The organism is Pontibacter aquaedesilientis (assembly GCF_014773225.1).
Taxonomy (GTDB): Bacteria; Bacteroidota; Bacteroidia; order Cytophagales; family Hymenobacteraceae; genus Pontibacter; species Pontibacter aquaedesilientis.
In genome coordinates, this window is record NZ_JACXAJ010000010.1 from 35,519 (window position 1) to 61,514 (window position 25,996).

Sequence of the window (25,996 nt, forward strand, 5' to 3'; positions counted from 1 at the left end):
ACTAATTTTCTAAAATATTTTTGATAGGCTTCACTAACGTATCAATATCACCGGCTCCGACCGTCGCCAATACCTCAAAATTGGGGTTTTCGGCCAAATATTGCAATATTTTATCTTTCTGAATCAGCTGCTTTACCGGACTAGTTACCTTGTCGAGAATCATCTGGGAAGTCACTCCCGCGATTGGCTTTTCCCGTGCCGGGTATATGTCCAGCAACACCAGCTCGTCCGCCTTGCTCAGGCTCTCTGCAAACTCGTCTGCGAAGTCTCGTGTGCGCGAGAACAGGTGCGGCTGAAATATCACTTTTAACTTCTTGTTTGGGTACATAGCGCGCAGCGACGTCATAAACGCATCGATCTCTTTTGGGTGATGCGCATAGTCGTCGATGTATACCTTCCCTTCCCCTTCATACACAATTTCAAAGCGCCGCTTTACCCCTCTGTAACTCTCCATGCCGGCCACCAGTTTATCCGCCGGAACCTGCCTTATCTGAGCCGCCACTAAGGCAGCCAGTGCGTTCTCAACGTTATGATAACCAGGCAGTCCAAGCTTCAAACATGCTATGTTACCGAAGGGTGTTCGGGCATCAAATTTAAACCAGTGTCCGTCGATCTCCATGTGCTGCACATGCCCATCTCCCTCCTGCAAACTATACCGGATCACGTTTACTCCCTCCTGTACTTTATCAGTCAGGCGCGGGTCTGTGTCGCGCTGCAATATCAGGTAGCCTCCCGGTTTTATCTGGCTGATGAACTTCTGAAAAGTCCGGATCATCTCCTCCCGGTCACCATAAATATCGAGGTGGTCCGGATCGGCAGATGTCACAATGGCGATATCCGGGTACAAAGTCAAAAAAGAGCGATCATACTCATCGGCCTCCACCACCACGATTTCCTCTGTTGCCTTGCCACTGCTGATCAGCAAATTGGAATTCAGGTTGGTCGCTATACCTCCCAGGAAAGCCGAACAATCTACCCCGGCATGGTGCAGCAGGTGTGTCACGATGGAGGAAGTGGTTGTCTTCCCATGGGTACCCGCCACGGCTATGGTATAGGCAGAAGCGGTGATGATACCCAATACTTCCGAGCGTTTCTTAATGGTATAGCCCTGTTCCTTCAGGAAAGTCCACTCGGTATGCTCAGCAGGTATAGCCGGCGTCAATATAACCAAGGTTGCGGCCTTGTCTGCCAGAATCTGCTCCGGCAATTGGTTAACATCATCTTCATAATGCACCAGTATACCTTCCTGCTCAAGCGCCTCCGTTAGCGGAGTGCGGGTCTTGTCGTAGCCCCACACCGGAAAACCCTTGGCATAGAACCAGCGGGCAATGGCGCTCATGCCGATACCGCCAATGCCTAGGAAATAGATATATCTATAATCTTCCAGTCTCACTTGATCAGTTTAAAAAGCTCGTTTACAATATCGACAGCGGCATTTGGCCGCGCCAATTTCAATATGTGCTGCGAAAGTCGCTGTTGTTCCTGCTCGTCTCCTGCCAGTTGCAAAGCAGCCGGCACCAATTCCTGTTGTGCCTCCACATCGCGCACCAACAAGGCGGCGTGTTCCTGCACCAGCGCCATGGCATTCTTCGTCTGGTGATCTTCGGCTACATTGGGCGAAGGCACCAAAATCGACGGTTTTCCAGCCAAACAAAGTTCTGAAATGGACAGAGCGCCTGCTCTCGACACGACTACATCAGCGGCGGCATAGGCCAGGTCCATCTGCCGGATAAAATCGAAAGCTCGTATACCTTGATTGGCATAAGGCTTCTCCAATTCCTGCGCTTTTTCGTGATAGCCACGTCCAGTTTGCCAGATCAGCTGGTAGCCGGCCTCTACAATAGATGGCAGGCCAGCCGCTATACTTTCGTTTATGGTTCTGGCTCCCAGGCTTCCGCCTATCACCAAGATAGTTTTCTTTTCAGATGTCAGCCCGAAGTGAAGCAACGCCTCTTTCCTCTTTCCCTGTATTTCCATGATATCCTGCCGCACCGGGTTACCAGTGAGGACAAGTTTCTCTGCCGGGAAGAAAGCCTCCATGTTTTTATAGGCTACGCAGATCTTCTGCGCCCGTTTGGCCAACAGCTTGTTGGTGATGCCGGCGTAGGAGTTCTGCTCCTGAATAAGCGCCGGGATCTTTTTGGAAGTAGCCGCATAAAGCAACGGTCCGCTGGCATAGCCCCCCACGCCTACCACGGCATCCGGCTTGAACTCACGGATAATCTTATGCGACATCCGGATACTCGAAATCACTTTCCAGGGGAACGACAGATTATCCAATGTCAATCGGCGCTGAAGTCCGCTGATCCAAAGTCCCACGATCTTATACCCCGCTTCCGGCACACGCGTCATTTCCATACGCCCGATCGCGCCAACAAACAGAATCTCCGCATCCGGGTATACTGCTCTGATCTGGTTAGCAATAGCTACAGCCGGATATATATGCCCGCCTGTGCCGCCGCCACTTATGATGAAACGATATGGTTGTTTCTGATCAGGCATTTGCTTTTACTATTACATTCAATGTCTCTTCGTCTTTCACGGTGCGGCTTACGCTCAGAATAATGCCCAGCGAGATGCCTGTGAAAATAAGCGAGGTTCCCCCCATACTCAGCAATGGCAAAGGCAAGCCCGTGATCGGACCCAACCCAACGGCCACCCCCATGTTGATCATGCCCTGTAATACCAGACTGAAACTAAGACCCGCCGCCAGCAATCCCCCGAAGGCACCATTGCTTTTGGTAACTGTTACGAGACCACGGTAGAGCAACGCAAGGTATAGGAAGAGCACCAAGGCACCACCCAGTAACCCATACTCTTCCAATATGATCGCATAGATAAAGTCGGAATAAGGGTGCGGTAAAATATCGCGTTGATCACTGTTACCTGGCCCCTTGCCAACCACGCCGCCTGTGGCGATGGCGATGTAAGACTGCTCCAACTGGAAAGCAGTTTCAGATTCGTTAAAGAAGGCTTCTACCCTGCTGATAGCAGTGCCCAAACGCTGACCCGCTGCTAAACCTACTCCACCCAGCATGGCACCTGCTATTACAAAAACTGCCAGCGATTTCATCGGGACACGACCAATGAACATTAACAAGAGGCTTGTCAGGAAAAGTAAAACCGCTGTTGAGGTGTTCGTCAGGGCGATCAGCGCACAAATAAAGCCAGTCCAGGCAAAAATTGGCAATAGATTACGTTTCCAGTCATCAAGCTTATCTTGCTTTTTTGATAGCATACTGGCCAAGTATGAAATCAGCGCTAGCTTTGCTAAATCCGAAGGCTGGAAAGTCTGGTTGATAACCGGGATCGTGATCCAACGGGATGCCTCGTTAATGTTCGATCCAAAAAAGAAGGTGTAGAGCAACAGCGGCACCGACAGAATAAGCGCCACCAAGGACAGACGGGAATAATAACGGTAATCGATCTTGTGGGCCAGCCACATAAAGGCCAGACCAATGAAGATCAGGGAAGAGTGCTTGAATAGGAAGTACTCTGTGTTCCCATCTTTCTGTTTGTACGCCAAGGTACCGGTGGCCGAATACACGACCGCCATGCTGATAAGCGAGAACATCAGCACGATGCCCCAAAGCACCGCGTCCCCTTTCAGGTTCCGCTGCAACCACTGCTTGATCATATTCCCTTTGGCTAAATGTTAAAAATCTTACTTTTTCAAAACTATCTTCTCCACGGCCTCCCGGAAGCGTTGCCCCCGGTGCTCGTAATTATTGAACAAATCGAAACTTGCGCAGGCCGGCGACAACAGGACCACATCGCCAGGCGTTGCCAGCAGCTTCCCCATGCGCACCGCATACTCAATCGAAGTCGTCTCCACGACTACTGGTACAATCCGCCCGAACGCTTCTTTCAGCTTGTCGTTATCTTTCCCCAGACACACCAGCACTTTGACTTTCTCTTTGGCCAGTTCGGTCAGCACGCTGTAGTCGTTGCCTTTGTCCACCCCGCCGGCGATCCAGATGATCGGCTGCTTTATGCCTTCCAGGGCATAATACACAGCTTCGACGTTAGTCGCTTTCGAGTCGTTGATGTAGGTAACTTCTTTTGAGACCGTAATCACCTGCAAGCGGTGCTCAGCGTTCTCGAATGTCTCCAACCCTTTTTCAATCTGCCTGTCTTCCACACCCATCAGCTTGGCAACAGCCACGGCAGCCATGGTGTTGTACTGGTTGTGCTTGCCGATCAGGGCAGAGCGGGAGGCGTCGATGTCGCCTTCGTAGAACTTCACGCCTACTTTAACATGCGTTCCTTCACATAGTACCTTCGCACCTTCCGTTGCCTGGAGCGAGAATGGGATTGTGGTTCCGCCAAAAGACGCAGAATCGAACGCATTACGGATAATATCATCATCGTTGTTGTAGATAAAGTAGTCCGCGCCGCTCATGTTCTGCGCAATGCGCAACTTGGAGGCGGCGTACTTGTTCATGTCATAGCCATACCGGTCTAGGTGGTCTGGCGTAATATTTAACAGTACTCCTATGTGTGCTTTGAACTTGTACATGTTGTCGAGCTGAAAACTGCTCAGCTCCACCACGTAGTACTCGTGTTTGTTTTCAATTACTTTCTCTGCCAGGCTCTCGCCAATGTTTCCGGCCAGCCCCACGTTTATACCTGCGCTCTTAAGCAAATGGTAAGTGAGCAAGGTAGTGGTGGTCTTGCCGTTGGTGCCCGTGATGCAGATAAACTTTGCGTCGGTATACCTGCCGGCAAACTCAATCTCCGAGATAACAGGGATCTCCCGTTTGATGGCCTCCTGAATGATAGTTGCCTTGTCTGGTATACCCGGGCTTTTGACGATCTCGTTGGCTTCCAGTATGCGCTCAAAGGTGTGGGTTCCCTCTTCATAAGGTATAGCCGCTGTTGCCAGTTTGGCTTTGTATACCTCTTTGATCTGCCCCATATCGGACACAAACACGTCGAGTCCCTTCGCCTTGGCCAGCAATGCTGCCCCCACGCCACTTTCTCCCGCTCCGAGTATCGCTAGTTTCATTTTCGTTGCCTGTTATTCGTTGTTCGTTGTTCGTGGAACACCAAGTCCTCTAAAATATCTGATTAAGCCGTTCAACAATTGCTTGCAACTTGTTACTTCGGTCAGAACAGTGTTTAATGCGCCCGGTCCCAAAAATTTCTGGTCAGACGCAATGTAAAGCTGAGTTTCCAACTCATATAGTGAACCTCTGGCAATATAAAACAGCTGTACCGCATCTTTCGCGTGCTGCCTTCCACACCCTTCAGCGATATTTGAGGCAACCGATACTGCCGCCCGTCTCATCTGATTCGTTAAACCGTAGATTTCATCTTTCGGGAAATCCATTGAAAGATTATAAATGCTGCTTGCAAGCGTTCTGCTCTTCTTCCAAACATCAAGCTCTTTATAATCCTTCACTTCTTTCATACCTCAGTCTGTTTCTCTTTTAGCCTTCTCGATTGACGAATAACGATTAACGATCAACTATCTTAGTTTCAGCGTTGCCAAAGTCAAAATCGCCAGCATAATGCCCACAATCCAGAAGCGTGAAACGATCTTGGATTCGTGGTAGCCGTTCTTTTGGTAATGATGGTGCAGCGGCGACATCTTGAAAATGCGTCGGCCTTCACCGTATTTCTTCTTTGTGTACTTGAAGTAACTCACCTGCAACATCACCGATAGGTTCTCTATCAGGAAAATACCGCATAGGATAGGTATAAGCAGCTCTTTTCGAACAATTAGGGCCATTACCGCAATAATACCCCCAATAGCCAAACTACCTGTGTCCCCCATAAAAACCTGTGCCGGATAGGAATTATACCACAGGAAACCAACACAGGCGCCGACAAAAGCCAGCGCAAAAATGGTCAGCTCACCCGAGTTCGGGATAAACATGATGTCCAAGTAATCTGCAAAAATGGTGTTACCGGATACCCAGGCGAATATCGCCAGCGTCACTCCAATGATGGCTGAAGTACCTGCTGCCAACCCGTCGATACCGTCGGTGATATTGGCGCCGTTGGATACGGCCGTTATCACCAGGATAACAAACGGAATATAGAGGTAGCACGACCAGTCTGCGAAAACCGGCCCCGCAAAAGAGAACAAATTACAGTAGTCAAGCTCGTTGTTTTTGCGGAAAGGAATGGTCGTGATCATGGATTTGATGTCTACCCACTTACTTGTGGCATTCACGGCAGAAGTAGAGCCATCCGTGAAAATGTACTGTCTTACCACCACATCGTCATTGAAGTATAGGGTCAAACCTACAATAATTCCCAGGCCGATCTGCCCTAATACCTTAAATTTCCCGGCTAGCCCCTCTTTGTTCTTTTTGAATACTTTGATGTAGTCATCCAGAAAGCCGATCATCCCGAGCCAGATCGTTGAAACGATCATCAGGAGCACGTATATGTTGTCCAGTCGGGCAAACAGCAAGGTCGGCACGAGTATAGCCAGCAGGATAATCAGACCACCCATGGTTGGAGTGCCTTTTTTCTCCATCTGGCCTTCCAGACCAAGGTCACGAATGCTTTCGCCTACTTGTTTGCGCTGCAGTATTTTAATCAGTCGTCCGCCAAACATCATTGCGATCAACAAGGATGTCAGCGTTGCCATACCTGCCCTGAACGAGATGTATTGAAATACGCCCGCCCCCAAAAGGTCGTATTCACGGTCAAGGTATGTAAAGAGATGGTAGAGCATTTAATCTATCGTCTGTTCGTAATTCTTTCTTTTAACGTTTATTTGCCAAGCTGCTGTAGGGCTTCCTGCAGCACTTGCTTATCATCGAAAGGGTACTTCACCCCTTTGATTTCTTGGTAGGTTTCGTGCCCCTTGCCCGCCACCAGAATGATGTCGCCTTTGCCTGCCAGCATACAGGCTGTGCGGATGGCTTCTCTCCTATCGAGCACACTCAGGGTTTTCTTGAAGTCCAGCGGCTTCACGCCTTTCTGCATATCCTCGAGTATTGCCTGTGGCTCCTCGAAACGCGGATTGTCGGATGTCAGGATCACCTTGTCGCTCAGGCGGCAGGCGATGTCGGCCATCACCGGGCGCTTGGTCGCGTCGCGGTTGCCGCCACAGCCAACTATTGTGATCACCGTTTGCAGCGGCGTTCTTATTTGTTGGATTGTATTCAAAACATTTTCCAGCGCATCCGGCGTATGAGCATAATCCACTATCCCGGTAATCTGCTCAGTTTCCGAAACGATGTAGTCGAAGCGACCAGCCGCCGTGTCCAGGCTCGAGAGAATCGTTAGAGCCTCTACCGGATCCTCACCCAGCAACACGGCCACGCCATAAGCTCCCAGCAAGTTATAGGCATTGAATGCCCCTATCAGTTTCGCCCAGATCTCGTGCCCGTCTATTTCCAGATGCAATCCCTGCAGCGTGTTGTCGATCAGGCGTGCTTTGAAATCGGTTACCTTGCGCAATGAGAAATAGCGCACATCGGCTTTCGAGTTCTGCACCATGACAGGACTACGTTTGTCGTCGGCATTAATCAAGGCAAATGCACCCGCCGGCAGCATATCAAAAAATGATTTTTTTGCCTTGATGTACTCATCAAAAGTGCCATGATAGTCCAAATGGTCATGGGTGATGTTGGTGAAAACGCCGCCGGCGAAGGTTATACCTGCCACCCGTTGCTGCACCATGGCATGCGAACTTACCTCCATAAAGGCATAGGCGCATCCTGCTTTCACCATCTTATCCAACAGCGCGTTCAGCGATACAGCGTCTGGTGTGGTATGCGTTGAGGGGATAACGGCTTCGTCGATCTGGTTTTGCACTGTGGAGATCATCCCTACATGATAGCCCAGTTCGCGGAACAATTTGTGCAGTAAAGTAACCGAAGTGGTTTTGCCATTGGTACCCGTCACGCCCACCAATTTCAGTTTTCTGGACGGATGGCCGTAAAACGCAGAAGCCATCAAGCCAAGGGCCTGACCGCTGTTATTCACTTTGATATAAGTAACATCTTCAGCCAGGTCTGCCGGTAATTCCTCACACACAATGGCTGCGGCTTTTGCCTCTGCGGCTCTCGCCATGAAGTCGTGCCCATCCACCTGAACGCCACGCATGGCCACAAACAGCACCCCCTCTTGCACCTGACGCGAGTCGAAGGCAATGGACTCGACCGGCACATGCAGCGGACCATGGCTTTCCAGCACGGTTACATCTTTTAATATGTCCTGTAATAGCTGCATTAGCTCAGTACGATCGTAATTTTAGTCTCTTTATTAATTTCTGTGCCCGGCTGCACCGATTGCTTCATTACACGCTTGCCCATCCCCTCCACATGCACTTTCAGGTGCTGGTTGCCCAGAATGAACAACGCGTCGCGCAGCGTCATACCGGTCACGTCAGGCACCTGCCCGCCCTGTACCGGGTTCGGCTCAAACTTGAGTGAGCGCATTTGCGGTGTTACGCGCACCCACTCGTCATCGTGCGTAGCGGTAGAGTGGCTGCTGATACCGATTTTGTTGAGAATCAGGCTCAGGTCGTCGAAGCTGCCGGCTTTCACCTGTGGCAAACTGTCTTTATTCGGCACCACCCGGGCACGCAGCGGCTGGTGCATGGCCAGATCGCGGGCGTAAGCCTTATCAGCCACTTCCTTAAATACCGGTGCGGCCACATCGCCGCCGTATACGTTCACCCCTCTTGGACTGTCAATAATCACAATGCAACTATACTTCGGGTTGTCAGCCGGAAAATAACCGGCAAAGGAAGTCGAATATAGCTTCACATACTTGCCGTCTTTCACCTTACGGGCAGTTCCGGTTTTGCCAGCCACTTTGTAGTCGGCACTTTTAATGTTCTTGGCGGTACCGTTCTGCACCACGCCTTCCAGCATGGCCCGTACTTTCTTAATGGTTTCCTCAGAAGCGATCCGATCGTTCAGTACACGGGTCTGGAAAGTCTGGATCACCTGATCGGCACGACGGATCTCTTTCACGATAATCGGTTGCACCTTCACGCCGTTGTTTGCCACGGCATTGTAAAGCGCCAGTGTCTGCAGCGGAGCCAGCTTCATCTCGTAGCCAATAGACATAGAGGTGAGCGTAGTGCCATACCAGGTTTTGTCACTGGTGTTCTTGATGTATGGCCTTGCCTCGCCGTCCATCTGGAAACCCAAGGTGCTGCTCAATCCGAACTTGTGCAGGTAATCCACAAAGGCCTGCGGGTTGTCTTTAAAGTTCTCCTGGATCAGCTTTGCCACCCCAATGTTGGAGGATTTCTCAAACACCTCCTTCGTCGTGATCTTGCCGTAACCGCCGATTTTCACGTCGGTCATGGTTGTGTTCTTAATGCGGTACCTTCCGTCTCCCGTGTCCACGGTGTCCGTCAGATCCAGATCGGTATGCTCAAACAAGGCCAGCATGGATGCCAGCTTAAAGGTAGATCCCGGCTCCGTACGTCCCTGGTTACCAACAGCGTAATTATAGTCTTCGATAAAACCTCCCTTGGTCTTGCCCAGGTTGGCCATCGCTTTGATCTCTCCGGTCTTCACTTCCATCAGAATCACGCAACCGTAGTCGGCGTTCTTTTCCACCAGCGCTTTGTAGAGGGCGTTCTCCGCCACATCCTGCAGGTTGATGTCGATGGTGGTTTTGATGTCGTAGCCGTTCTGCGGAGCTACCTCCGTGCCATCGTAGATCGGTTTGTTACCGCCCGCTATACGCTCAAAAAGGGCCTCCCCATCGGTGCCCGCCAAATCGCCGTTAAAGCTATACTCCAAACCAGCGCCATTCTTGTCCTCGTTAATAAAACCAATGGCACGCTCTGCCAGCATCCCGAAAGGTTTAAAGCGCTTCTCCACTTTCTCGAAGATCACGCCGCCTTTGTTTTTGCCCGCCCGGAAGATCGGCCAGCTCGCCATCATCTTCTTCTCCTGGTAGTTGATCTGGCGACTGTTCAGCCTGATATACCTTCTGCCGGCATGACGCGCATTCTTAATCTTGCGACGGTAGTGCTCCGGTGACTGGTCTTTGTAAAAACGTGACAGCAACATAGCCAGCGAGTCTATACCTGCGTTAAAGGTCTCGGCCTGGGCGATAGCCGGGTCGAAGGCCACACGGTAAAAGGGCAGCGACGTAGCCAGTATGCTCTCGTTGTCGGAATAGATGTTGCCACGGGTAGCCGGCACCGGCTGGTATCGGATGCGGCGCTCTTTCGAGATTTGCTTCCATTTGGTACCGTCCAGCACCTGTATCTGCACTACCTTGTACACGATGGCACAGGCAAACAGACAGACCAGCAAAAACGCGATCCGAACACGCAGTACGATGGATTTTTTAATATTCATCTGCCGCAACTTCTACTTGATAAGGTGGAGATGAACTTTCTACAAGGCCCAGCGGAGCCACATTGCGCGCCACTTCAGACTGCTTGCTGGCACCCATATAATCAGACTTCAGGGTCGTATAGTCGGCCCGGAGGTCTTCCGTCTCTACTTTGATCTTAGCTATTTTGCGGATGGTCTTCTCGGCGTAGTGGGTGTTGCCGATGTAGAAAAGCGTTATGCCTGTCAGGAAAAGCACATGTGGCAGGTACTTGGTCGGTACGCCTTCCTGAAACAAAAAATCAACGTTGGTGTATTTGTCCAGCCACTTAAACAGACTGAATCCCTTGTTTTTAGCATTTGCCTCCGGCTTCACCTTTTCCTCTGGCTTCACGCGCAGCGTGTTGCCCTTGGGCGCGGCAGCTTTCTTAGTCATAAGGTTAGGAGCCATAGTTAAGTTTAGGTTACTACACGGTTGGTTAATTCTATTTCTGCATTCGCTATCTTTTCTCTGCGATTCTTAGTTTGGCGCTTCGTGAGCGGCTGTTCTCGAGCAGCTCCTGCTCGGATGCTGTGATCGGCTTGCGGTTGACGGCGTCGAGCGGTTTTTTCTCGTTCCCGAACAGGTCTTTTTCCACCTCTCCGAAAAACTTGCCTTTGCCGATGAAGTTCTTCACTAGCCGGTCTTCGAGCGAGTGGTAAGACATCACCACCAGTCGTCCGCCGGGCTTGAGCACCTCGGCAGCCTGCTCCAGCATTTCCTCGAGCGCCTTGAGCTCGTCGTTTACCTCTATGCGCAGCGCCTGAAACACTTGCGCCAGGTATTTATTCTCTTTCCCGCGCGGTGTGCAGGAACTGATCGCTTGCTTAAACTCACCTATTGTGGCGATCGGCTGGCGGGCACGCTGCGAGACAATCACACCGGCCAACGTCTTGGCGTTTTTCACCTCGCCGTAAATGCCGAAGATCTTGTGCAGCTGTTCCTGGCTATAAGTGTTCACGACTTCGCTTGCCGGTATACCTGACTCAGAGTCCATGCGCATATCCAGCGGCCCGTCGAAGCGGGTTGAGAAACCGCGTTCAGCTTCGTCGAACTGGTGCGATGACACGCCCAGGTCAGCCAGAATTCCGTCTACCTCTTTCACGCGGTACAGGCGCAGATACTTCTTCAGGTCCCGGAAGTTGGCGCGAACAAACGTAAAAGCCGGGCTGTCGATCTTTTTCGACTCTTCCTCCGCGTCGCGGTCCTGGTCAAACGAGTACAGCTGACCTGTTGTCAACTTACTGGCGATTACCTTGGAATGACCGCCGCCTCCAAACGTCACATCCACATACACGCCATCCGGCTTGATTGCCAGCGCGTCTATGCACTCCTGCAGCATAACCGGTCTATGGTACTCCATTTAAATCAAAGGCGCTTCCGCCGGTTTATCTCCTAAAAACTTCTCGGCCAGTTGCGAGAAACTCTGCTGGTCCTTAATCAGGAAGTCTTCATACCTGTCCGGGTTCCATATCTCGACACGGTTGCCTAAGCCTACCACGATCGCCTCTTTCTCCAGTTCGGCAAAGCGGGCCATGGTGCGGGGCACGATAAATCGACCCGTGCCGTCCAGCTCGATCTCCGTGTTGCCACGGAAGAAATTGCGCTGAAACTGGCGGTACTCCTCATTAAACTCGTTCAGACCTGCCACCTTGTCGTAAATCGTCTTCCACTCTGATTTTGGGTAGAGTACGAGGCAAGGTTCGAAGCCTCTCGTCAGAACGACATGATTGCCAGACGCCTCCGGCAAGTTGGCTTTTATCTTTGCAGGTAAAACCAACCTTCCCTTCGGATCAATCTTGCATTCGTATTCGCCAGACAGGAAGTTCATGTATTGTGACAGTTATATCCGTATAGTTTTCGGAGTATACAAATGTAACGATTCACCAAAACACCGCAACCACAATCTCCCACTTTTTACCACTTTGTGGATAAATTACGGTTATCCACCCCACTTATCCACATTATCCACATTTCGGACCCTCATTTTGCGGATAAGTTTATTTGCATAAAATATGACCGTTCGTTAATATACGAGAGACTATATATTTCAACCAACTGAATACCAATGTTTTAACCAGGTAATTATGTATAAGACGCCCCACAATTGGTACGATTTCGGCAAAAGTGGGACAAAGTGGAGAATGTGGAGCAAAGTGGGGCTTTATCCCGAGAGTGGATAAATTTTGCCATGAAAGTGGGAAGATTATCCCTATATTTGTGACGTGAATCAGATGCCCCACCATACGGTTACGCTACTGCTGACGCTGAGCATTTTGCTGGGCTCTTTTGGCGTGGCCTTAAGTGAGCAGCTGTGCCTGATGACCGGCCTGAGAATGCCTGCTGCGCAGGAGCTGGCGGATGATTGCTGTCAAGACACTGATCCACAAGAAGCTAACGAGGACGATTGCTGCACAACAGAGCTGTCCTTTGAAAAGCTGGAACCAGTTTCTTCTCTTAAAAGCCTGTCGCTGGAAGTTCCGGTTTTCTTTGCGGTAGCCTTCACGCCACTTTTTACCACTTGGGCTCCGACTATCGCCACCGATCAGCGAATCCTTACCTACTCCGACAGCTCCCCCCCGCTGTACGGCATTCAGCTACTCCACCTGCTTAGTATTCTTATCGTCTAGTCTTTGCTGCAACCCTCGGCGCTGGCGCTATACCTGCGCCTATACCTGCATGCTCAAGATTTAAACGAAAAAGAAAGATGATTTTAGCTAAATCCGTGCGACACCTATACCTTGCTTTGGGTACGCTCGCACTCTTCATAATGATCCTATACCCCGCTACTGCCCAGCAACTCACAGGCAAGGTGGTAGACAAAACCAATTATTCCCCGCTTATCGGCGCCAACGTCGTGTGGTTGGGTACCGCTAAAGGCGTTTCGACCGATGCCGCCGGCAACTTCACGCTGCAGCTTTCCGACGCCGTCAGCCCACATATTATCGTGTCTTACCTGGGCTACAAGCCCGATACGGTTGACGTCAGCGGCAAAACTGCCATCACCATCGCACTCTCCCCGACAAGCTCGCTCAGGGAAGTGGTGGTCGAAGGACAGCAAACACGTTACTCAGCCCTCACCCCGACCAACTCGCAGATCATCACGACGCGCGACCTGGAGAAATCGGCTTGCTGCAACCTGGCAGAGAGTTTCGAGACGAACGCCTCGGTAGAAGTAACGACCACTGATGCGGTTTCGGGTGCTAAACAGATACAGATGCTGGGGCTGGACGGTGCCTATACCTTGCTCACCACCGACAATGTGCCGGCCTTGCGCGGCCTCTCCACCCCCTATCGCCTCAACTACCTGTCGGGCACCTACATCGAGTCGATAGACATCATCAAAGGGATGGGCTCGGCACTGAACGGATATGAGTCCATTTCGGGGCAGGTGAACGTGAAGCTGAAGGATCCGGAGAAAAGTGAACGGCTATACCTGAACCTGTATGGCAACAGCCTTGCCAAGCTCGATGCCAACCTGAACGTGTCGGCGCAGGTGAGCCCAGAATGGAGCACGTTGCTCATGCTGCACTCCGACCACCTGGGTAACCGCGTGGACCGCAACAATGACGGTTTTATGGATTTGGCGCTGGGTACGCACCACAATGTGTACAATAAGTGGAAGTATACCCATGGCAATACCTGGGTGTCGGAGTTTGGCGTGAACGCCTTGCGCGAGACAAAACTTGGCGGACAAATGGACTACGTGAAAGGAGAACCAATTGGGCCAAATCAGCATTATGGCACCGAGTCGGAGACGGACCGCTTGTCCTTCTACAACAAGACCTCTTATACCTTTCCGGGCAAGCCTTACCAGAGCCTGGGCTTTATCTCCTCAGCTGTGCACCATAAGTTCAACTCCATTTATGGCCGTCGGCAGTACAATGGCGAGCAGAACACCGGGGATCTGCGGTTGATATTCCAGTCCATCATCGGGCATACGGGCCATACCTACAAAGTGGGAGCCAGCTTCCTTTACGATGACTACACCGAGCGCCTGGAACAGTCCAGACTAGCCCGCACAGAACGAGTACCGGGCATTTTCGCAGAGTACATCTTCAACAATTCCGAAAATCTGACCGTAGTGGCCGGCGCCCGCACGGACTTCCACAACCTCTACGGCACGGTCTTCACCCCTCGTCTGAACATCAAGTACGACCTCACGCAGAACACCATTTTCAGGTTAGCGGCAGGCAAGGGTTTCCGGGTTGCCAACCCGATTTCGGAGAATACGGCGGCCTTGGTCAGCAACCGTGCCTTTGTGTTCGGGGAAGAACTGGAGCCGGAGAAGGCCTGGAACCTGGGCGGTTCTTTCACGCAGTACTTTGAATTGGGCGGGCGTCCGGGCGCTTTCATCACCGACTACTATTACACCACATTCCAAAACCAGGTGGTAGCCGACATGTATACAAGCGCCAGCCAGATTGCCTTTTACAACCTACAGGGCCGCTCCTTCTCCCGCAGTTTTCAGGCGGAACTGCAGTACGAAGTCCTGAAAGGCTTTGACGTGAAGACAGCCTATAAGTACTATGATGTGCAGACCACCTACAACGGCACGACGCAGCAGCGCCCTATGATCCCGCAGCACCGTTTCTTTGTGAACCTGGGCTTCGCAACGCCGTTCGACAAGTGGCGCGCCGACCTCACAACACAGTACTTTGGGCAAATGCCACTTGCTTACATGGAGAGCCACGGCGGTGCAACGAGCGCTCGCCAGTCAGACGCATTCTATACCTTAAACGGACAGGTGTCGCGGGCCTTCAAACGTTGGGAGCTATACCTGGGCGGCGAGAATCTGCTGAACTTCCGCCAGCCGGATGCGATCAGAGGAGCCGATAATCCCTTTGGCCCTGCTTTCGACGCCAGCATGGTATGGGGACCTATTACCGGGCGGGTTATTTATGCCGGCATGCGCTTTAAAATAGAGTAACGGCATACCATTTGCTTGACTACACCGACTTAGTTCGAAACCAAATCATTATCACTCATCCAATATTCACCAATAAAAATTCAGAACATGAAAATCTTCAGAAACCTCAGTCTAGCTCTTGTGATGTTCTTCGCTACAATTAGCGCGCAGGCACAGAATGGCAACGAAAAGACGGTTCAAATCAAAACTTCGGCCGTATGCGGCATGTGTAAAAAGACCTTGGAAAAAGCGATGGCTTACGAGAAAGGCGTGAAAGCATCGACACTGGATGTGGACTCTAAAATGCTGTCCGTGACATATGACAGCAAGAAGACCAACGAAGGCAAAATCCGCAAGGCCGTAAATGAAACCGGTTATGACGCTGACGACAAACCGGCCACACCGCGTGCCTACAACAAGCTGGATGATTGCTGCCGAAAGGAAGCTGGCGCGCACTAAGTCGCTTATACCTTAATAAAGCAAAAGGGTAGCTGATTTTTAATCGGCTACCCTTTTGCTTTGTACAGCTGCCACCAAGGCAGATAGGGTTTGTCGTGGTGTTCATAGTGATAACCGAAGAAATAGCAACTCACGAAGGCCCACAAATGATTTTTGGCCTGTGTGCCTGACTTATGCCGATTTTCGGGCGCATGTTCGCCACGATGGGGTAGGTAGGTACCAAAGTAGAAAAGCTGAAACGTAGCCAGTATAGCGGGCACCATCCAAAACATAACCACATTCTCAATCGGGAAAAAGAGCTGCAGCACATTATAGGTAATAGCCATCAATACAATTTGCCACCACGTGATATAGTTTTTCAGAAAGCTATAGTACCAGGGCCAGAAAGAACCGTGGTGGTAATCTGGGTCTTCCTCTGTGGCTACATGTTGGTGGTGCTGGTGATGTTTCGGTAGCAGTCGCGGATACCAGTTATAGGCAAACAAAAAAGCCGTGACGGTGCCGATAAGGCGATTCAACTTGGGACGACCGGGAGCCACGACCCCGTGCATAGCATCGTGGGCGGTAATAAAAAGTCCGGTATACAGGTGTGTCTGCAACAACAGGAACAGGTAAGGCAGCGGCGAAGCAAAGTCGACCGGGAAGCGCAATAGGTAAAAGAGCAGGCCAAACCAGCAGGCCACAATAATAGCCGCAATCGCTACACCTCTGTTATCCTGTTTCATTGACCTTGCCATAATTTTGACCAAAGATAATCGCTCGCCTTCGGGCACATGCTATACCTGACTATACCGATTCCCGCAGCAAGGATCCCCGTACCTCTTCCATCAGCCACATTGGCGTGGATGTGGCACCGCAAATCCCCACCTTATCGCCATCGGCGAACCACTCGGGCTTTATTTCATCCACCTTCGAAACGAAGTACGTGGCCGGGTTCGTGTCCTTGCATACCTGGTACAGCACTTTGCCGTTGCTCGACTTAGTACCCGACACGAAGATAATCTTATCAAACTGAGCGGCAAACTTTCGAAGGTCTTTGTCACGGTTGGACACTTGCCGGCAAATGGTGTCGTTGGAATCTACTTCGTACCCCTTTTGCTCGAGCGTGTTCTTGATGTTGTAAAAACTGTTGGTGCTTTTGGTGGTCTGGCTGTAGAGCGTAATTTTTGGCGGCAGATCGTGCTGCATAAGCTCTTCTATATTTTCGAACACAATCCCTTTGTTGCTTGTCTGCCCCAGCAGCCCCATCACTTCGGCATGCCCGTGCTTGCCATAAATAAAGATTCGCTCGTCTTTGTCGTACGAAGTTTTTATCCGGTTTTGCAGCTTGAGCACCACAGGGCAAGAAGCGTCAATAAGTGTCAGGTTATTCTGCAGGGCAATATTATAAGTTGAAGGCGGCTCGCCATGCGCCCGTATCAGCACCGATTCGTGCTTCAGTTCACGCAACTGGTCATGGTCGATAATGCGCAAGCCCCGCTTCTGCAGACGCTCCACCTCCACATCGTTGTGCACGATATCGCCCAAACAGTAGAGATACCCCTGCTCGTCCAGGATGTCCTCTGCCATTTGGATGGCATAGACTACCCCGAAGCAAAAGCCTGAGTTTGAGTCGATCGTGACGTGAAGGTTTCGCATATACCTTTATACAGCCAAATGTTGATATTGTTTAACCGAGAATCGCTGTTTCAAACCCTCGTAGATCGAAATCGTGAGCAAAAGCATGAGCATAGAGTACATTGTATCTTCTACAGGTATAGACACAATACGCAAGCCCAGGTTATGGCTATTGTTATACCAGACAATCGGTAGGTAGGTGAGTACACCGTTTACCAATAAAAAAGGCACAAGATGTACAATATAAGCCAGATAGAAACGACCCAACTTTTGAGTATTGAAAAAGTAGTAATGCAGCCCTAACATAGCCGCCAGCAAAGTGAAGGTGATGGAGGTATAAAGCTTCTCAAGATTAAAGATCGCTACGATCAAGAGCACAGGGATAAGCACAAAGGTGATCGCTTTGGCAAAAGGCTGCAACAGGTCTTTGGTGATGTAGGCGTTCAGGCATTCATAAATAAAGACGCAGGCATAAGGCACGGTTATAAAGAAAAGCACTTCTTCGAGCGGCAGATTGAACAGGTATACACCAACTAGATACTCCGGATTGAAGCCCCAAACGCCAGCCTGTGTAAATAACTCGTCCCAAATGATGAACAGTACTGCGTTGATGATAATGGCTGGCCACAGGTAAGGCCACTTTTTATAAAAAGCCACTTTCCTGTCGAACGAAAGCAACAGGGGAAACAGAATGGTGAAGATGTTCAGATACAGGTATAGCGGCATTGGGTTTAGAGCGGTATACTTCTCAGTTTTTGCTTTTCTTGTTCGGTACAATGGTCCTTTGTCAACAGGAAATCGCGAATACTGCGGGCCATTTCTGTCGACAATCCCGATTTTGGGTGACGCTGTAAGCCCGCAATAACCTTCGCCTTGTCGTCCTGCAGGTTTTTGCTCATGTTCAGGTAGCGCGGCACATAATGCTCCACCGTGAAGCGCAAAAACCGGATCTCGGGGTTGGACGCGTCCAGTTTCACGGCCTTCTCAAATATTTCGGCGGAGGCCTGCAAGTGCTTCATTTTAAAGTATGGGTTCCAGCCGTGCTTGGCCATTATGGCTTCGGACACTGCCCTGTAAGCCAGCACCACAGGATTACCGTCCTCGTAATTGCTCAGCAGCTCATAAAACTCCTTGCCCGCCTTGCCGTCCTGGCTGGCCTCCAGAAACTGCTTGCGCAGCTCAGGCAGTTTGTATGCTTTGGAATTGTCGGCGAGCGCCGCCGAACAAAGTATGAGTAAGGCAGAAAGAATTGCTAAGCTGATCTTCACGATATTAAATGGCATTTAGTTGGTACCTGACATAGGAGCCCAAAAGTAAGGCAAACTTTGTGTTATCAGGTACTCTTACGCGCTCATTCAATATATGGGTTGCCGGCAGGTGTTTGATTTTCCGGAAAAGCTTCAGGTAATAGACATAGGCCAGGTATACGCCCATGCGTGCCGAGCGGGGCAAAGCCAGTATCCCCGCGTAGGCATCTTTAAAGTCTTTGGCAATATCAGCTTCTATGGTTTCCTTGCTGGCATTGTTGAAGGTCTTGATATCCACGGCCGGGAAGTATACCCTGCCCCGCTCCTTGTAATCGCTTTGCATGTCGCGCAGGAAGTTCACTTTCTGAAAGGCTGCCCCCAAACTGCAGGCTGGTTTTCTGAGTCGCTCAAAAAGCGCTTCGTCGCCTTCACAGAACACCTTCAGGCACATCAACCCCACCACTTCCGCCGAACCATAGATGTATTCTTTATACAGAGCCGGGTCGTACACATGGTCATCCAGGTCCATGGCCATACTTTTCAGGAACGCTTCTATGTATGCACGGTCGATGTTATATTCGTTTACCACACACTGGAAAGCGTGCAGTACAGGGTTCAGGCTTATACCTTGTTCAATAGCCTCGTAGGTCTGGCGGCTGAATTCATTTAGCAGCTTACGCTTGTCATAGTCGTGAAAAGTGTCCACAATCTCGTCAGCGCAGCGCACAAAACCATAAATGGCGTAAATGGGCGCGTGAAATTTGCGGTGCAGTGTCTTGATGCCGAGTGTAAAGGACGTACTATAGGCCTCGGTGATCAGTTTACTACACTTCAGGCAGGTGTCTTTGAATAGCTCCATAGGTTCAGGGGAGTTAATTGCTTACTGGTAATCGCTGACCCGGAGCCAACGCATAATCCTTCGCCACTTCCTTTGCCACGACCTGCCCCGAAATAAGGGATGGCGGCACACCTGGTCCCGGCACCGTTAACTGACCGGCATAATACAGGTTCTTTACTTTCTTGCTTTTCAGGCTGGGCTTCAACAAGGCCGTCTGTAGCAGCGTGTTTGCCAAGCCATAGGCATTGCCTTTAAAGGCATTGTAATCTGATATAAAGTCGCGGTGGGCATAGCTGCGTTTATATACTACGGCGCTCCGCACTTCCTGTTTGGTGAGGTTCTCCAACCGGTCCAGGAGAAGGTTGTAGTATTGCTCCCGCAGCGCCTCGGTATCTTCCAGGCCAGGTGCCACCGGCATGAGCACAAACAGGTTCTCGCAACCTTCCGGCGCTACGCTAGCGTCTGTCATGGAGGGTGCCGACACATAGAACAGGGGCTTGGAGGGCCATTTGGGGTCAGTATATATTTCGTGCGCATGCGGACCAAAGTCCTCGTCGAAGAACAGATTATGATGGCGCAGGTTGTCAAGCCTCTTACCAATACCGAGGTAGAATATCAGGCAGGAAGGCGCCATAACCCGCGTGTCCCAATACTTCGCGGTATAGCTGCGGTAGGCAGGCGCCAACAGTTTGCTTTCTACATGGTGATAATCGGCACTGGCCACCACCACATCGGCTTCGAACATGCCCGTAGCGGTGCGCACGCGGCGGGCTATACCTTGCTCCACCTCTATCTCTTGCACATCCTGGTTATAAAGGAATGCGACACCCTTCTCCTCCGCCAGCTGCACCATCCCTTCGATGATCTTATACATGCCGCCCATCGGGTACCAAGTACCTAGGCTGATGTCGGCATAGTTCATTAAACTATAAAGTGCCGGGGTGTTTTGCGGCAGTGCTCCGAGAAACAGCACCGGAAACTCCATCAGCTTGATAATTTTCTCGTGCGAGAAGAAGCGGCGGATGTGCGCATGTATCGATTGAAACACATCCATCCGAAGCACATCCAGCAGCAGGCGTAGACTCATGAACTCACTCACGGAGCGGCCAGGCTTATACACCAGCTGGTTTATTCCGACCTCATACTTATAGGCGGCCTGTTCCAAAAATTTATCGAGGCGGGCGGCACTTCCTGGCTCCCATTTTTCGAACAGTGCCTTAAGTTCATCGAGAGAGGCTGGAAGCTCCACAAAATCGTCTTTGCCGAATACAACGGCATAGGACGGGTCAAGCCGAACAAGGTCATAGTAATCGGAAACACTTTTGCCGAACTTGTTGAAGTAGGACTCAAATACATCGGGCATCCAGTACCAACTAGGACCCATATCAAAGGTATAGCCATCGGCTTCGAAGCTGCGGGCGCGACCGCCGGGCGTAGCATTCTTTTCGAGCACCGTCACCTCATATCCTTGGGCTGCCAAGCTGGTGGCAGTCGAAAGCCCCGAAAAGCCCGCCCCGATTACAATTACCTTTTTTTGCGTCATTTAGAAATTTACTAATTTATCTGGTTTAAGTTGTAGCTAGTCGCCGTAAACTTGCAGCAGTTTCTTCAACTCCTTGCGGGCAATGTGAATGCGGTTCTTTACCGTGCCAATCGGAATATTCAGTTTATCAGCTATTTCGAGATACTTATACCCAATATAATACATCATAAAAGGCTTGCGGTGCTCTTCGTTAAGTTTTGAGATGGCGGCTTTGATATCGCTCATGACAAAGGCGGCCGTGCCCTTGTTAACGGTCACGAAACGATCGTCGGTGTTCAGGTACTGCAGATACTCCGAGCTGTCGATATTGCTGCTTCGCTTCGTAATCTTGTTGTAGTTGTTGATGAACGTGTTCCGCATGATAGTGTAAAGCCAGGCCTTCAAATTGGTACCGGCGTGAAACTTCTCCCGGTTAGACAAAGCCTTTAGTAGGGTTTCCTGCACCAGGTCTTTGGCATCATCGGCGTTGCGGGTAAGGTTCATGGCCACCGGCTTCAACGAACCCGCAGCTAGCTGAATGTGGTTGGAGAATTCTAATGCAGTCATAATGTTTAATGTTTTATTATTATCACTAAACAATTATACGAGCAAGATTAACAATAGTCAAATTTTGTTTAATATTTATTTCAATTTAATAAACATTAAACAAACATTATAATTAATCTTTAAAAACAAAAAGGGCCAAATCTCAAACGATTTGGCCCTTTTTGTTGAACAATGGGGCAAGCTGGTAAAATTTATCTGCTAGCCAATTTGTGCCAACACAGTCATGAAATCAGTCATGCAGCTCAGGCGGTGTATGTTTTTGGGGAATATTAGAAAGTCGTGCTGCACCTGGTATCCGTACAGGTAGACGGTTGCCGCCGGAAAAGTAGCCGACAGCCGATTTATGTATTCCTGCACATATTCTCGCTCAGGTATAATGGTCATTACCGAGCAGATGATTTCGGGCTTCAGCAAATCGTAGGTACGCTTCAGGTCTTCGAAAGGCAGGTTCTGGCCAAGGTATATGACTTGTTGATGTTGGGACCTGATCAGGTAGTTCATATAAAGCAAGGCAATTTCATGCAGTTCGCCTTCAGGCAGGTATAGCAGATAGGATGGCGAACCTTCCTTGCGCTTCAATACCTGCCCGTCTATGGCCACGATCAGTTTTTGCCGCACCAGGTTGCTCACAAAGTGCTCATGCGCAGGACTTATGTTATTGGTCTGCCACAGAATACCGATCTTATGCAGGAAAGGGTATACCACCTGCATCATCGCTTCCTGAAAACCCAGCTGCAAGGTAACTGTCGAGAATGACTTATCGAACCGCTCCTCATCCATATCAATCATAGCCGTGACCATGCTATTGATGTGATGAGAGAGCGTAGAATTCCCATGCTCGGCCAATTGCTGCACTGTCAGCTTCAGCTGCTCAGGACTCATTTTAGCGATTTTGGAAATCTTATACCCTTGTTCGTTGAGGAGCGAGATGTTTAACAGGGTCTTCAGGTCAGCATCGCTGTAGTAGCGGATGTTGGTGTCGGTGCGCTGGGGACACAGCACGTTGTAGCGCTGCTCCCAGATGCGGATGGTATGAGCCTTGATACCGGAAAGGTGCTCTAGCTCTTTGATGGTGTATTGCGCCACGTCTGTTCCCCTTGTTGTCGTTTGTGTAAAATGGCGTATGCCGCCCTGAAATACTTCGGTGCCACCCACAGCATACCATAAGATTCGGAGCCATCGCGGGCTTCATACTTATGGTGTACTTTATGCGCCATGTTTAAGGCTTTCAGATAAACATTAGACGTTTTACCAAAAAGCCTGATGCGCCTGTGGATGAACACATCGTGTATCAGGAAGTAAGCCACCCCATACAGTGTAATACCTGCGCCTATCCAGAATCTATAGTCGATAGGCTCGCTGCCAAACACAAAGAACAGCATAGCCAGCGTTCCGTAATAGGCAAAAAACAGGTCATTCCACTCAAAGGTGTGCTTATGATGCGTGTGATGGGACTTGTGCAGGAACCACAGAAAACCGTGCAGCACATATTTGTGCATGGCCCAGGCCACACCTTCCATTGCCACAAAAGTAATCAACATGATTCCAAGGCCCATCAGCATACTCATCAAACAACAAGTTTAACAAATGGTTTTGAAAGTTTAACAGAAATCTACCAGGTCAGCGTTTGTTTGTTCAAAAAGGCGTCTATACCGCGCTGGCAGTCCTCGCTGCCCCGGGCTACGGCGTTCATTTCAGCCGCATACTGCAGACCATCCTCCAAAGACATTTCCTGCACGCGAGCGATCATCTCTTTGGTTACCTCCATGCTCTGGCGGGAATTCTCTTTGCAAAGCTTCTGTGCGAAGCTGAACACTTTCTCTTCCAGTTCTTCAGCAGCCACCACATAGTTAACCAAACCATACATCTGGGCCTCATCAGCAGCTATCAGGTCGCCGGTTAGCAAAAGTTGCTTGGCGCGGGCCTCTCCTATCTTGCGGAGGAGGAAGACCTTTACAATGGCAGGTATAAAGCCGATCTTTACCTCAGTATAACCGAATTTAGCCTCCGGCACGGTGAAGGTGAAGTCGCAGATAGCTGCCAGTCCGCAGCCGCCCGCTATGGCGTGGCCGTGCACCTGTGCTATGACAACTTTTTTTAAGGTATAAATCTGACGGAAAAGCTCCATCAAGTGCGTGGAGTCGGCGAGATTGTCGTGGTAATCGTACTGCTGCAGGCGCTGCAGGTACTCGAGGTCGGCACCGGCGCAGAACACCTTGCCCTCGGCGCGAAGCACGATCACTTTGCACGCCTCATCGTCTTCGGCAGCGGCAAAGGCGCGTTTTAACTCAGTAACCATCTCAGCATTCAGTGCATTTCGCTTCTCAGATCTGGTAAGGGTAATATACCCAACACGCTCCTTCACTTCGTAGCGCACGAAATACATGGTTTGCGTGATAGGCGGTTGTGTTGTGTCAGTCATGGTAGTATTGTCTTCTAATTTTGGTTACACATACCGGCTAGCCGGCTTCAGGTATACGCGAGCAACTCGGTAATGCTCCATTAAGATAGGGAAACGTCCGCTATTTCACAGGCTTTCACGCAATTTCCTTTACTAAACAGAGCGCAAAAAACGGTCCAAGGTTGCATGGGCGCTCGCATTCTATTCAAACATATGCAGCAAAGCTTTTGAAGGCAGTAGTGCTTGCACATTCATTGAGCGCCAGCACAAGATTGAATAGCAACTTCAAAGATAATATTCACGTAAAATTTATTTGCTAACGAACGTTAGGTTGTTTACATTTGTTGTTATCTATATAAGGAGTATACATTGAGCAGGAAAGAACAGATAGAGCAAACGGCAACCGCCTTGTTTAAGACCAGAGGATTTTCTGCTACGTCCATGCGCGACCTGGCCAACGCCCTGGGTATAGAGGCCGCCAGTATTTACTCGCACATTCGTTCTAAAGAAGAGATTCTGCAGCGGGTATGCTTCCGGATGGCAGATGAGTTTTTCGGCGCCATCGAGGTACTGAAAGATGAGAAAGCCAGCGCGACCGAGCAACTGAAGCGGGCCATTTCAGCGCACGTGCAGGTACTCACCCGCAATACGGAGGCCTCAGCTGTGTTCCTGCAGGAGTGGCGCCATTTGAGCGAGCCGCATCATACAGAGTTTCTGGCCCTGCGCGATCGGTATGAGCATTACTTCCGCAAGATCATCCGCCAAGGTATAGCCAGCGGAGAGTTTCAGGTGCCGGACGAGAAGTTTGCCGTGCTGACTATTTTATCGGGGCTGAATTGGATCCATACCTGGTACAAGCCGGAAGGAAAGATGAAGCCAGCGGAGATTGCCGAGAATCTGTCGGCCATGTTGCTGAACGGATTAAAGACGAACCTTAATTAAACTGATCTATACCTAACCTTTACCTAGTACACCCTAACTAATCCTAACCTTTGCCGGACTGCCACCTTAACAGTCCGGCAACTATTACCGAACCTTAAAACTTAAAATATTATGTACGGAGGAGGAAACGTTTTCGAAGCTACCAAATTCGACGACCTGCAGACAGAAGACCCTGCAAAGCTGGCCGAGTTTGAAGCACGCATTGCCCGTGGCGAGAAGATCGAGCCAAACGACTGGATGCCGCAATTATACCGCAAGCAGCTGATTCGCATGATTGAGCAGCATGCGCACTCTGAGATTATTGGTGCCTTGCCGGAAGGTACGTGGATCACCCGTGCGCCGGGCTTCCGCCGCAAAATGGCCCAAATGGCCAAGGTGCAGGATGAGGTAGGGCACGCACAGCTGCTTTACTCTGCCGCTGAGACACTGGGCAAAACCCGCGAGCAAATGCTGACGGACCTGATCAACGGCAAGAGTAAGTACTCCAACGTGTTCAACTATCCGGCCTTTACCTGGGCAGACTCTAACATTATTTCCTGGCTGATCGACGCTGGTGCGATCGTAAACCAGATGGCAAACGCCAAAGGTAGCTATGGTCCTTACTCCCGTGCGCTGGAGCGTATCTGCGCAGAAGAGGCTTTCCACCTGAAGTATGGCCACGATGCTGTGGTGCATATGGCAACAGGCTCACCAAAGCAGCGCGAAATGATTCAGGCCGCGCTTAACCGCTGGTGGCCCCCGATCATGACCTTCTTCGGACCGTCCGATAAGATGAGTACGCACACCGAAACACTCATGCGTTGGAAAGTGAAGATGGCCTCTAATGACGAGTGCCGTCAGCAGTTCCTCGACATGTATGTGCCGAAAATCTGGGAGCTTGGCCTGACCGTGCCAGACCCGAACCTGAAGAAGAATATGGAAACTGGCCAGTGGGAATATACCGAGCCGGATTGGGATGAGTTTAAGCGTGTGATCAATGGCGATGGTCCTTGCAACGCCGAGCGCCTTGCCGTTCGCCGCACCGCCGAAGAACGCGGAGCCTGGGTTCGCAGAGCCCTCCTCAACCCAAAAGCGAAATACGTGAAGCCGTTAGCTTAACGGCAGATTAGAAACCAGAAATTATGAATTAGAATTTGATTGGAAGTATATGGTCGCGAAATGGCTTGGCTTCTTTTCACATTTC

General features: G+C 50.4%; 26 protein-coding genes. 5 read left to right on the top strand and 21 right to left on the bottom strand.

The genetic code is table 11. The features are described from left to right. Window position 1: 1 nt before the first annotated feature. From murC to mraZ, 11 genes are all read right to left on the bottom strand, one after another. Window positions 2-1,393: a UDP-N-acetylmuramate--L-alanine ligase gene (murC, locus tag H9Q13_RS16000; protein ID WP_191184821.1), complete on the bottom strand. Its 1,392-nt coding sequence runs from the start codon at window positions 1,391-1,393 to the stop codon at window positions 2-4. Next, entirely contained in the window at window positions 1,390-2,502 is a 1,113-nt protein-coding gene (gene murG, locus H9Q13_RS16005) for an undecaprenyldiphospho-muramoylpentapeptide beta-N-acetylglucosaminyltransferase (protein WP_191184822.1), read from the bottom strand. The genes murC and murG overlap by 4 nt, the downstream gene beginning before the upstream one ends. Continuing rightward, complete coding sequence (locus tag H9Q13_RS16010) at window positions 2,495-3,637, bottom strand: FtsW/RodA/SpoVE family cell cycle protein (RefSeq protein WP_191184823.1); 1,143 nt, start codon at window positions 3,635-3,637, stop codon at window positions 2,495-2,497. Before H9Q13_RS16010 ends, murG begins: the two co-directional genes overlap by 8 nt. Before the next feature lie 27 nt (window positions 3,638-3,664). Further along, entirely contained in the window at window positions 3,665-5,008 is a 1,344-nt protein-coding gene (gene murD / locus H9Q13_RS16015; RefSeq protein ID WP_191184824.1) for a UDP-N-acetylmuramoyl-L-alanine--D-glutamate ligase, read from the bottom strand. A 12-nt stretch (window positions 5,009-5,020) separates the two neighbouring features. Continuing rightward, the gene (locus H9Q13_RS16020; protein WP_191184825.1) at window positions 5,021-5,413 is read right to left on the bottom strand and encodes a four helix bundle protein; all 393 of its coding nucleotides are present in this window, start codon (window positions 5,411-5,413) and stop codon (window positions 5,021-5,023) included. A gap of 57 nt (window positions 5,414-5,470) precedes the next feature. Next, window positions 5,471-6,691 carry a phospho-N-acetylmuramoyl-pentapeptide-transferase gene (gene mraY / locus H9Q13_RS16025; protein ID WP_191184826.1) on the bottom strand — a complete coding sequence of 407 codons (1,221 nt, stop codon included), beginning with the start codon at window positions 6,689-6,691 and terminating at the stop codon, window positions 5,471-5,473. Between the two features lie 38 nt (window positions 6,692-6,729). Next, on the bottom strand, window positions 6,730-8,196 hold the full coding sequence (locus H9Q13_RS16030; RefSeq protein ID WP_191184827.1) for a UDP-N-acetylmuramoyl-L-alanyl-D-glutamate--2,6-diaminopimelate ligase: 1,467 nt from the start codon (window positions 8,194-8,196) through the stop codon (window positions 6,730-6,732). After that, complete coding sequence (locus H9Q13_RS16035) at window positions 8,196-10,295, bottom strand: penicillin-binding protein (protein WP_191184828.1); 2,100 nt, start codon at window positions 10,293-10,295, stop codon at window positions 8,196-8,198. The genes H9Q13_RS16030 and H9Q13_RS16035 overlap by 1 nt, the downstream gene beginning before the upstream one ends. Continuing rightward, window positions 10,285-10,707 (bottom strand): FtsL-like putative cell division protein, encoded by a 423-nt coding sequence (locus H9Q13_RS16040; RefSeq protein ID WP_394367982.1) that lies wholly within the window; start codon window positions 10,705-10,707, stop codon window positions 10,285-10,287. Before H9Q13_RS16040 ends, H9Q13_RS16035 begins: the two co-directional genes overlap by 11 nt. A 64-nt stretch (window positions 10,708-10,771) precedes the next feature. Continuing rightward, window positions 10,772-11,674 (bottom strand): 16S rRNA (cytosine(1402)-N(4))-methyltransferase RsmH, encoded by a 903-nt coding sequence (gene rsmH, locus H9Q13_RS16045; protein ID WP_191184830.1) that lies wholly within the window; start codon window positions 11,672-11,674, stop codon window positions 10,772-10,774. Continuing rightward, complete coding sequence (gene mraZ, locus H9Q13_RS16050) at window positions 11,675-12,142, bottom strand: division/cell wall cluster transcriptional repressor MraZ (RefSeq protein ID WP_191184831.1); 468 nt, start codon at window positions 12,140-12,142, stop codon at window positions 11,675-11,677. A 403-nt stretch (window positions 12,143-12,545) separates the two neighbouring features. Here mraZ and H9Q13_RS16055 point away from each other — a divergent pair, with 403 nt between their 5' ends. From H9Q13_RS16055 to H9Q13_RS16065, 3 genes are all read left to right on the top strand, one after another. Continuing rightward, window positions 12,546-12,941, top strand: a complete 396-nt coding sequence (locus H9Q13_RS16055; RefSeq protein WP_224744351.1) for a hypothetical protein — start codon at window positions 12,546-12,548, stop codon at window positions 12,939-12,941. 77 nt (window positions 12,942-13,018) lie between these two features. Further along, window positions 13,019-15,241, top strand: coding sequence for a TonB-dependent receptor (locus H9Q13_RS16060; protein ID WP_191184832.1), 2,223 nt, complete (start codon window positions 13,019-13,021; stop codon window positions 15,239-15,241). Between the two features lie 87 nt (window positions 15,242-15,328). After that, entirely contained in the window at window positions 15,329-15,679 is a 351-nt protein-coding gene (locus H9Q13_RS16065) for a heavy-metal-associated domain-containing protein (RefSeq protein ID WP_224744336.1), read from the top strand. A gap of 47 nt (window positions 15,680-15,726) precedes the next feature. Here the strand turns inward: H9Q13_RS16065 and H9Q13_RS16070 are convergent, their stop codons facing one another. The 10 genes from H9Q13_RS16070 to H9Q13_RS16115 form a co-directional block, all read right to left on the bottom strand. Beyond that, on the bottom strand, window positions 15,727-16,416 hold the full coding sequence (locus H9Q13_RS16070; protein WP_191184833.1) for a fatty acid desaturase: 690 nt from the start codon (window positions 16,414-16,416) through the stop codon (window positions 15,727-15,729). Between the two features lie 49 nt (window positions 16,417-16,465). After that, window positions 16,466-17,317: a 4-hydroxy-3-methylbut-2-enyl diphosphate reductase gene (locus H9Q13_RS16075; protein ID WP_191184834.1), complete on the bottom strand. Its 852-nt coding sequence runs from the start codon at window positions 17,315-17,317 to the stop codon at window positions 16,466-16,468. 6 nt (window positions 17,318-17,323) lie between these two features. Next, complete coding sequence (locus tag H9Q13_RS16080) at window positions 17,324-18,022, bottom strand: lycopene cyclase domain-containing protein (protein ID WP_191184835.1); 699 nt, start codon at window positions 18,020-18,022, stop codon at window positions 17,324-17,326. A gap of 5 nt (window positions 18,023-18,027) precedes the next feature. Beyond that, on the bottom strand, window positions 18,028-18,564 hold the full coding sequence (locus H9Q13_RS16085) for a hypothetical protein (RefSeq protein WP_191184836.1): 537 nt from the start codon (window positions 18,562-18,564) through the stop codon (window positions 18,028-18,030). Window positions 18,565-18,568: 4 nt separating this feature from the next. Next, entirely contained in the window at window positions 18,569-19,402 is an 834-nt protein-coding gene (locus H9Q13_RS16090) for a phytoene/squalene synthase family protein (protein ID WP_191184837.1), read from the bottom strand. A gap of 13 nt (window positions 19,403-19,415) precedes the next feature. Next, complete coding sequence (locus H9Q13_RS16095) at window positions 19,416-20,924, bottom strand: phytoene desaturase family protein (protein ID WP_191184838.1); 1,509 nt, start codon at window positions 20,922-20,924, stop codon at window positions 19,416-19,418. 36 nt (window positions 20,925-20,960) lie between these two features. Next, window positions 20,961-21,470: an RNA polymerase sigma factor gene (locus H9Q13_RS16100; RefSeq protein WP_191184839.1), complete on the bottom strand. Its 510-nt coding sequence runs from the start codon at window positions 21,468-21,470 to the stop codon at window positions 20,961-20,963. 198 nt (window positions 21,471-21,668) lie between these two features. Then, the gene (locus H9Q13_RS16105; RefSeq protein ID WP_191184840.1) at window positions 21,669-22,556 is read right to left on the bottom strand and encodes a MerR family transcriptional regulator; all 888 of its coding nucleotides are present in this window, start codon (window positions 22,554-22,556) and stop codon (window positions 21,669-21,671) included. Continuing rightward, window positions 22,529-23,038 carry a sterol desaturase family protein gene (locus H9Q13_RS16110; protein WP_191184841.1) on the bottom strand — a complete coding sequence of 170 codons (510 nt, stop codon included), beginning with the start codon at window positions 23,036-23,038 and terminating at the stop codon, window positions 22,529-22,531. The genes H9Q13_RS16105 and H9Q13_RS16110 overlap by 28 nt, the downstream gene beginning before the upstream one ends. A gap of 44 nt (window positions 23,039-23,082) precedes the next feature. Then, the gene (locus H9Q13_RS16115; RefSeq protein ID WP_394367983.1) at window positions 23,083-23,892 is read right to left on the bottom strand and encodes an enoyl-CoA hydratase/isomerase family protein; all 810 of its coding nucleotides are present in this window, start codon (window positions 23,890-23,892) and stop codon (window positions 23,083-23,085) included. A 348-nt stretch (window positions 23,893-24,240) separates the two neighbouring features. On the opposite strand from H9Q13_RS16115, the gene H9Q13_RS16120 reads away from it, so the two are divergent. Together H9Q13_RS16120 and paaA are read left to right on the top strand one after the other, a co-directional pair. Further along, window positions 24,241-24,813, top strand: coding sequence for a TetR/AcrR family transcriptional regulator (locus tag H9Q13_RS16120; protein ID WP_191184842.1), 573 nt, complete (start codon window positions 24,241-24,243; stop codon window positions 24,811-24,813). 111 nt (window positions 24,814-24,924) lie between these two features. Next, on the top strand, window positions 24,925-25,911 hold the full coding sequence (gene paaA / locus H9Q13_RS16125) for a 1,2-phenylacetyl-CoA epoxidase subunit PaaA (protein ID WP_116543088.1): 987 nt from the start codon (window positions 24,925-24,927) through the stop codon (window positions 25,909-25,911). The last annotated feature ends 85 nt before the right edge of the window (window positions 25,912-25,996 follow it).

Excerpts from the sequence above, each read along its gene's own strand:
- H9Q13_RS16010 (WP_191184823.1), bottom strand. The coding sequence starts at position 3,637 with ATGATCAAGCAGTGGTTGCAGCGGAACCTGAAAGGGGACGCGGTGCTT.
- H9Q13_RS16065 (WP_224744336.1), top strand. The coding sequence starts at position 15,329 with ATGAAAATCTTCAGAAACCTCAGTCTAGCTCTTGTGATGTTCTTCGCT.
- H9Q13_RS16115 (WP_394367983.1), bottom strand. The coding sequence starts at position 23,892 with ATGACTGACACAACACAACCGCCTATCACGCAAACCATGTATTTCGTG.
- H9Q13_RS16070 (WP_191184833.1), bottom strand. The coding sequence starts at position 16,416 with ATGGCAAGGTCAATGAAACAGGATAACAGAGGTGTAGCGATTGCGGCT.
- H9Q13_RS16020 (WP_191184825.1), bottom strand. The coding sequence starts at position 5,413 with ATGAAAGAAGTGAAGGATTATAAAGAGCTTGATGTTTGGAAGAAGAGC.
- H9Q13_RS16100 (WP_191184839.1), bottom strand. The coding sequence starts at position 21,470 with ATGACTGCATTAGAATTCTCCAACCACATTCAGCTAGCTGCGGGTTCG.
- H9Q13_RS16060 (WP_191184832.1), top strand. The coding sequence starts at position 13,019 with ATGATTTTAGCTAAATCCGTGCGACACCTATACCTTGCTTTGGGTACG.
- H9Q13_RS16040 (WP_394367982.1), bottom strand. The coding sequence starts at position 10,707 with ATGACTAAGAAAGCTGCCGCGCCCAAGGGCAACACGCTGCGCGTGAAG.
- mraY (WP_191184826.1), bottom strand. The coding sequence starts at position 6,691 with ATGCTCTACCATCTCTTTACATACCTTGACCGTGAATACGACCTTTTG.
- H9Q13_RS16095 (WP_191184838.1), bottom strand. The coding sequence starts at position 20,924 with ATGACGCAAAAAAAGGTAATTGTAATCGGGGCGGGCTTTTCGGGGCTT.
- H9Q13_RS16030 (WP_191184827.1), bottom strand. The coding sequence starts at position 8,196 with ATGCAGCTATTACAGGACATATTAAAAGATGTAACCGTGCTGGAAAGC.
- murG (WP_191184822.1), bottom strand. The coding sequence starts at position 2,502 with ATGCCTGATCAGAAACAACCATATCGTTTCATCATAAGTGGCGGCGGC.
- H9Q13_RS16110 (WP_191184841.1), bottom strand. The coding sequence starts at position 23,038 with ATGAGTATGCTGATGGGCCTTGGAATCATGTTGATTACTTTTGTGGCA.
- H9Q13_RS16080 (WP_191184835.1), bottom strand. The coding sequence starts at position 18,022 with ATGCCGCTATACCTGTATCTGAACATCTTCACCATTCTGTTTCCCCTG.
- H9Q13_RS16055 (WP_224744351.1), top strand. The coding sequence starts at position 12,546 with ATGCCCCACCATACGGTTACGCTACTGCTGACGCTGAGCATTTTGCTG.
- murD (WP_191184824.1), bottom strand. The coding sequence starts at position 5,008 with ATGAAACTAGCGATACTCGGAGCGGGAGAAAGTGGCGTGGGGGCAGCA.
- H9Q13_RS16090 (WP_191184837.1), bottom strand. The coding sequence starts at position 19,402 with ATGGAGCTATTCAAAGACACCTGCCTGAAGTGTAGTAAACTGATCACC.
- H9Q13_RS16035 (WP_191184828.1), bottom strand. The coding sequence starts at position 10,295 with ATGAATATTAAAAAATCCATCGTACTGCGTGTTCGGATCGCGTTTTTG.
- paaA (WP_116543088.1), top strand. The coding sequence starts at position 24,925 with ATGTACGGAGGAGGAAACGTTTTCGAAGCTACCAAATTCGACGACCTG.
- H9Q13_RS16075 (WP_191184834.1), bottom strand. The coding sequence starts at position 17,317 with ATGCGAAACCTTCACGTCACGATCGACTCAAACTCAGGCTTTTGCTTC.
- rsmH (WP_191184830.1), bottom strand. The coding sequence starts at position 11,674 with ATGGAGTACCATAGACCGGTTATGCTGCAGGAGTGCATAGACGCGCTG.
- mraZ (WP_191184831.1), bottom strand. The coding sequence starts at position 12,142 with ATGAACTTCCTGTCTGGCGAATACGAATGCAAGATTGATCCGAAGGGA.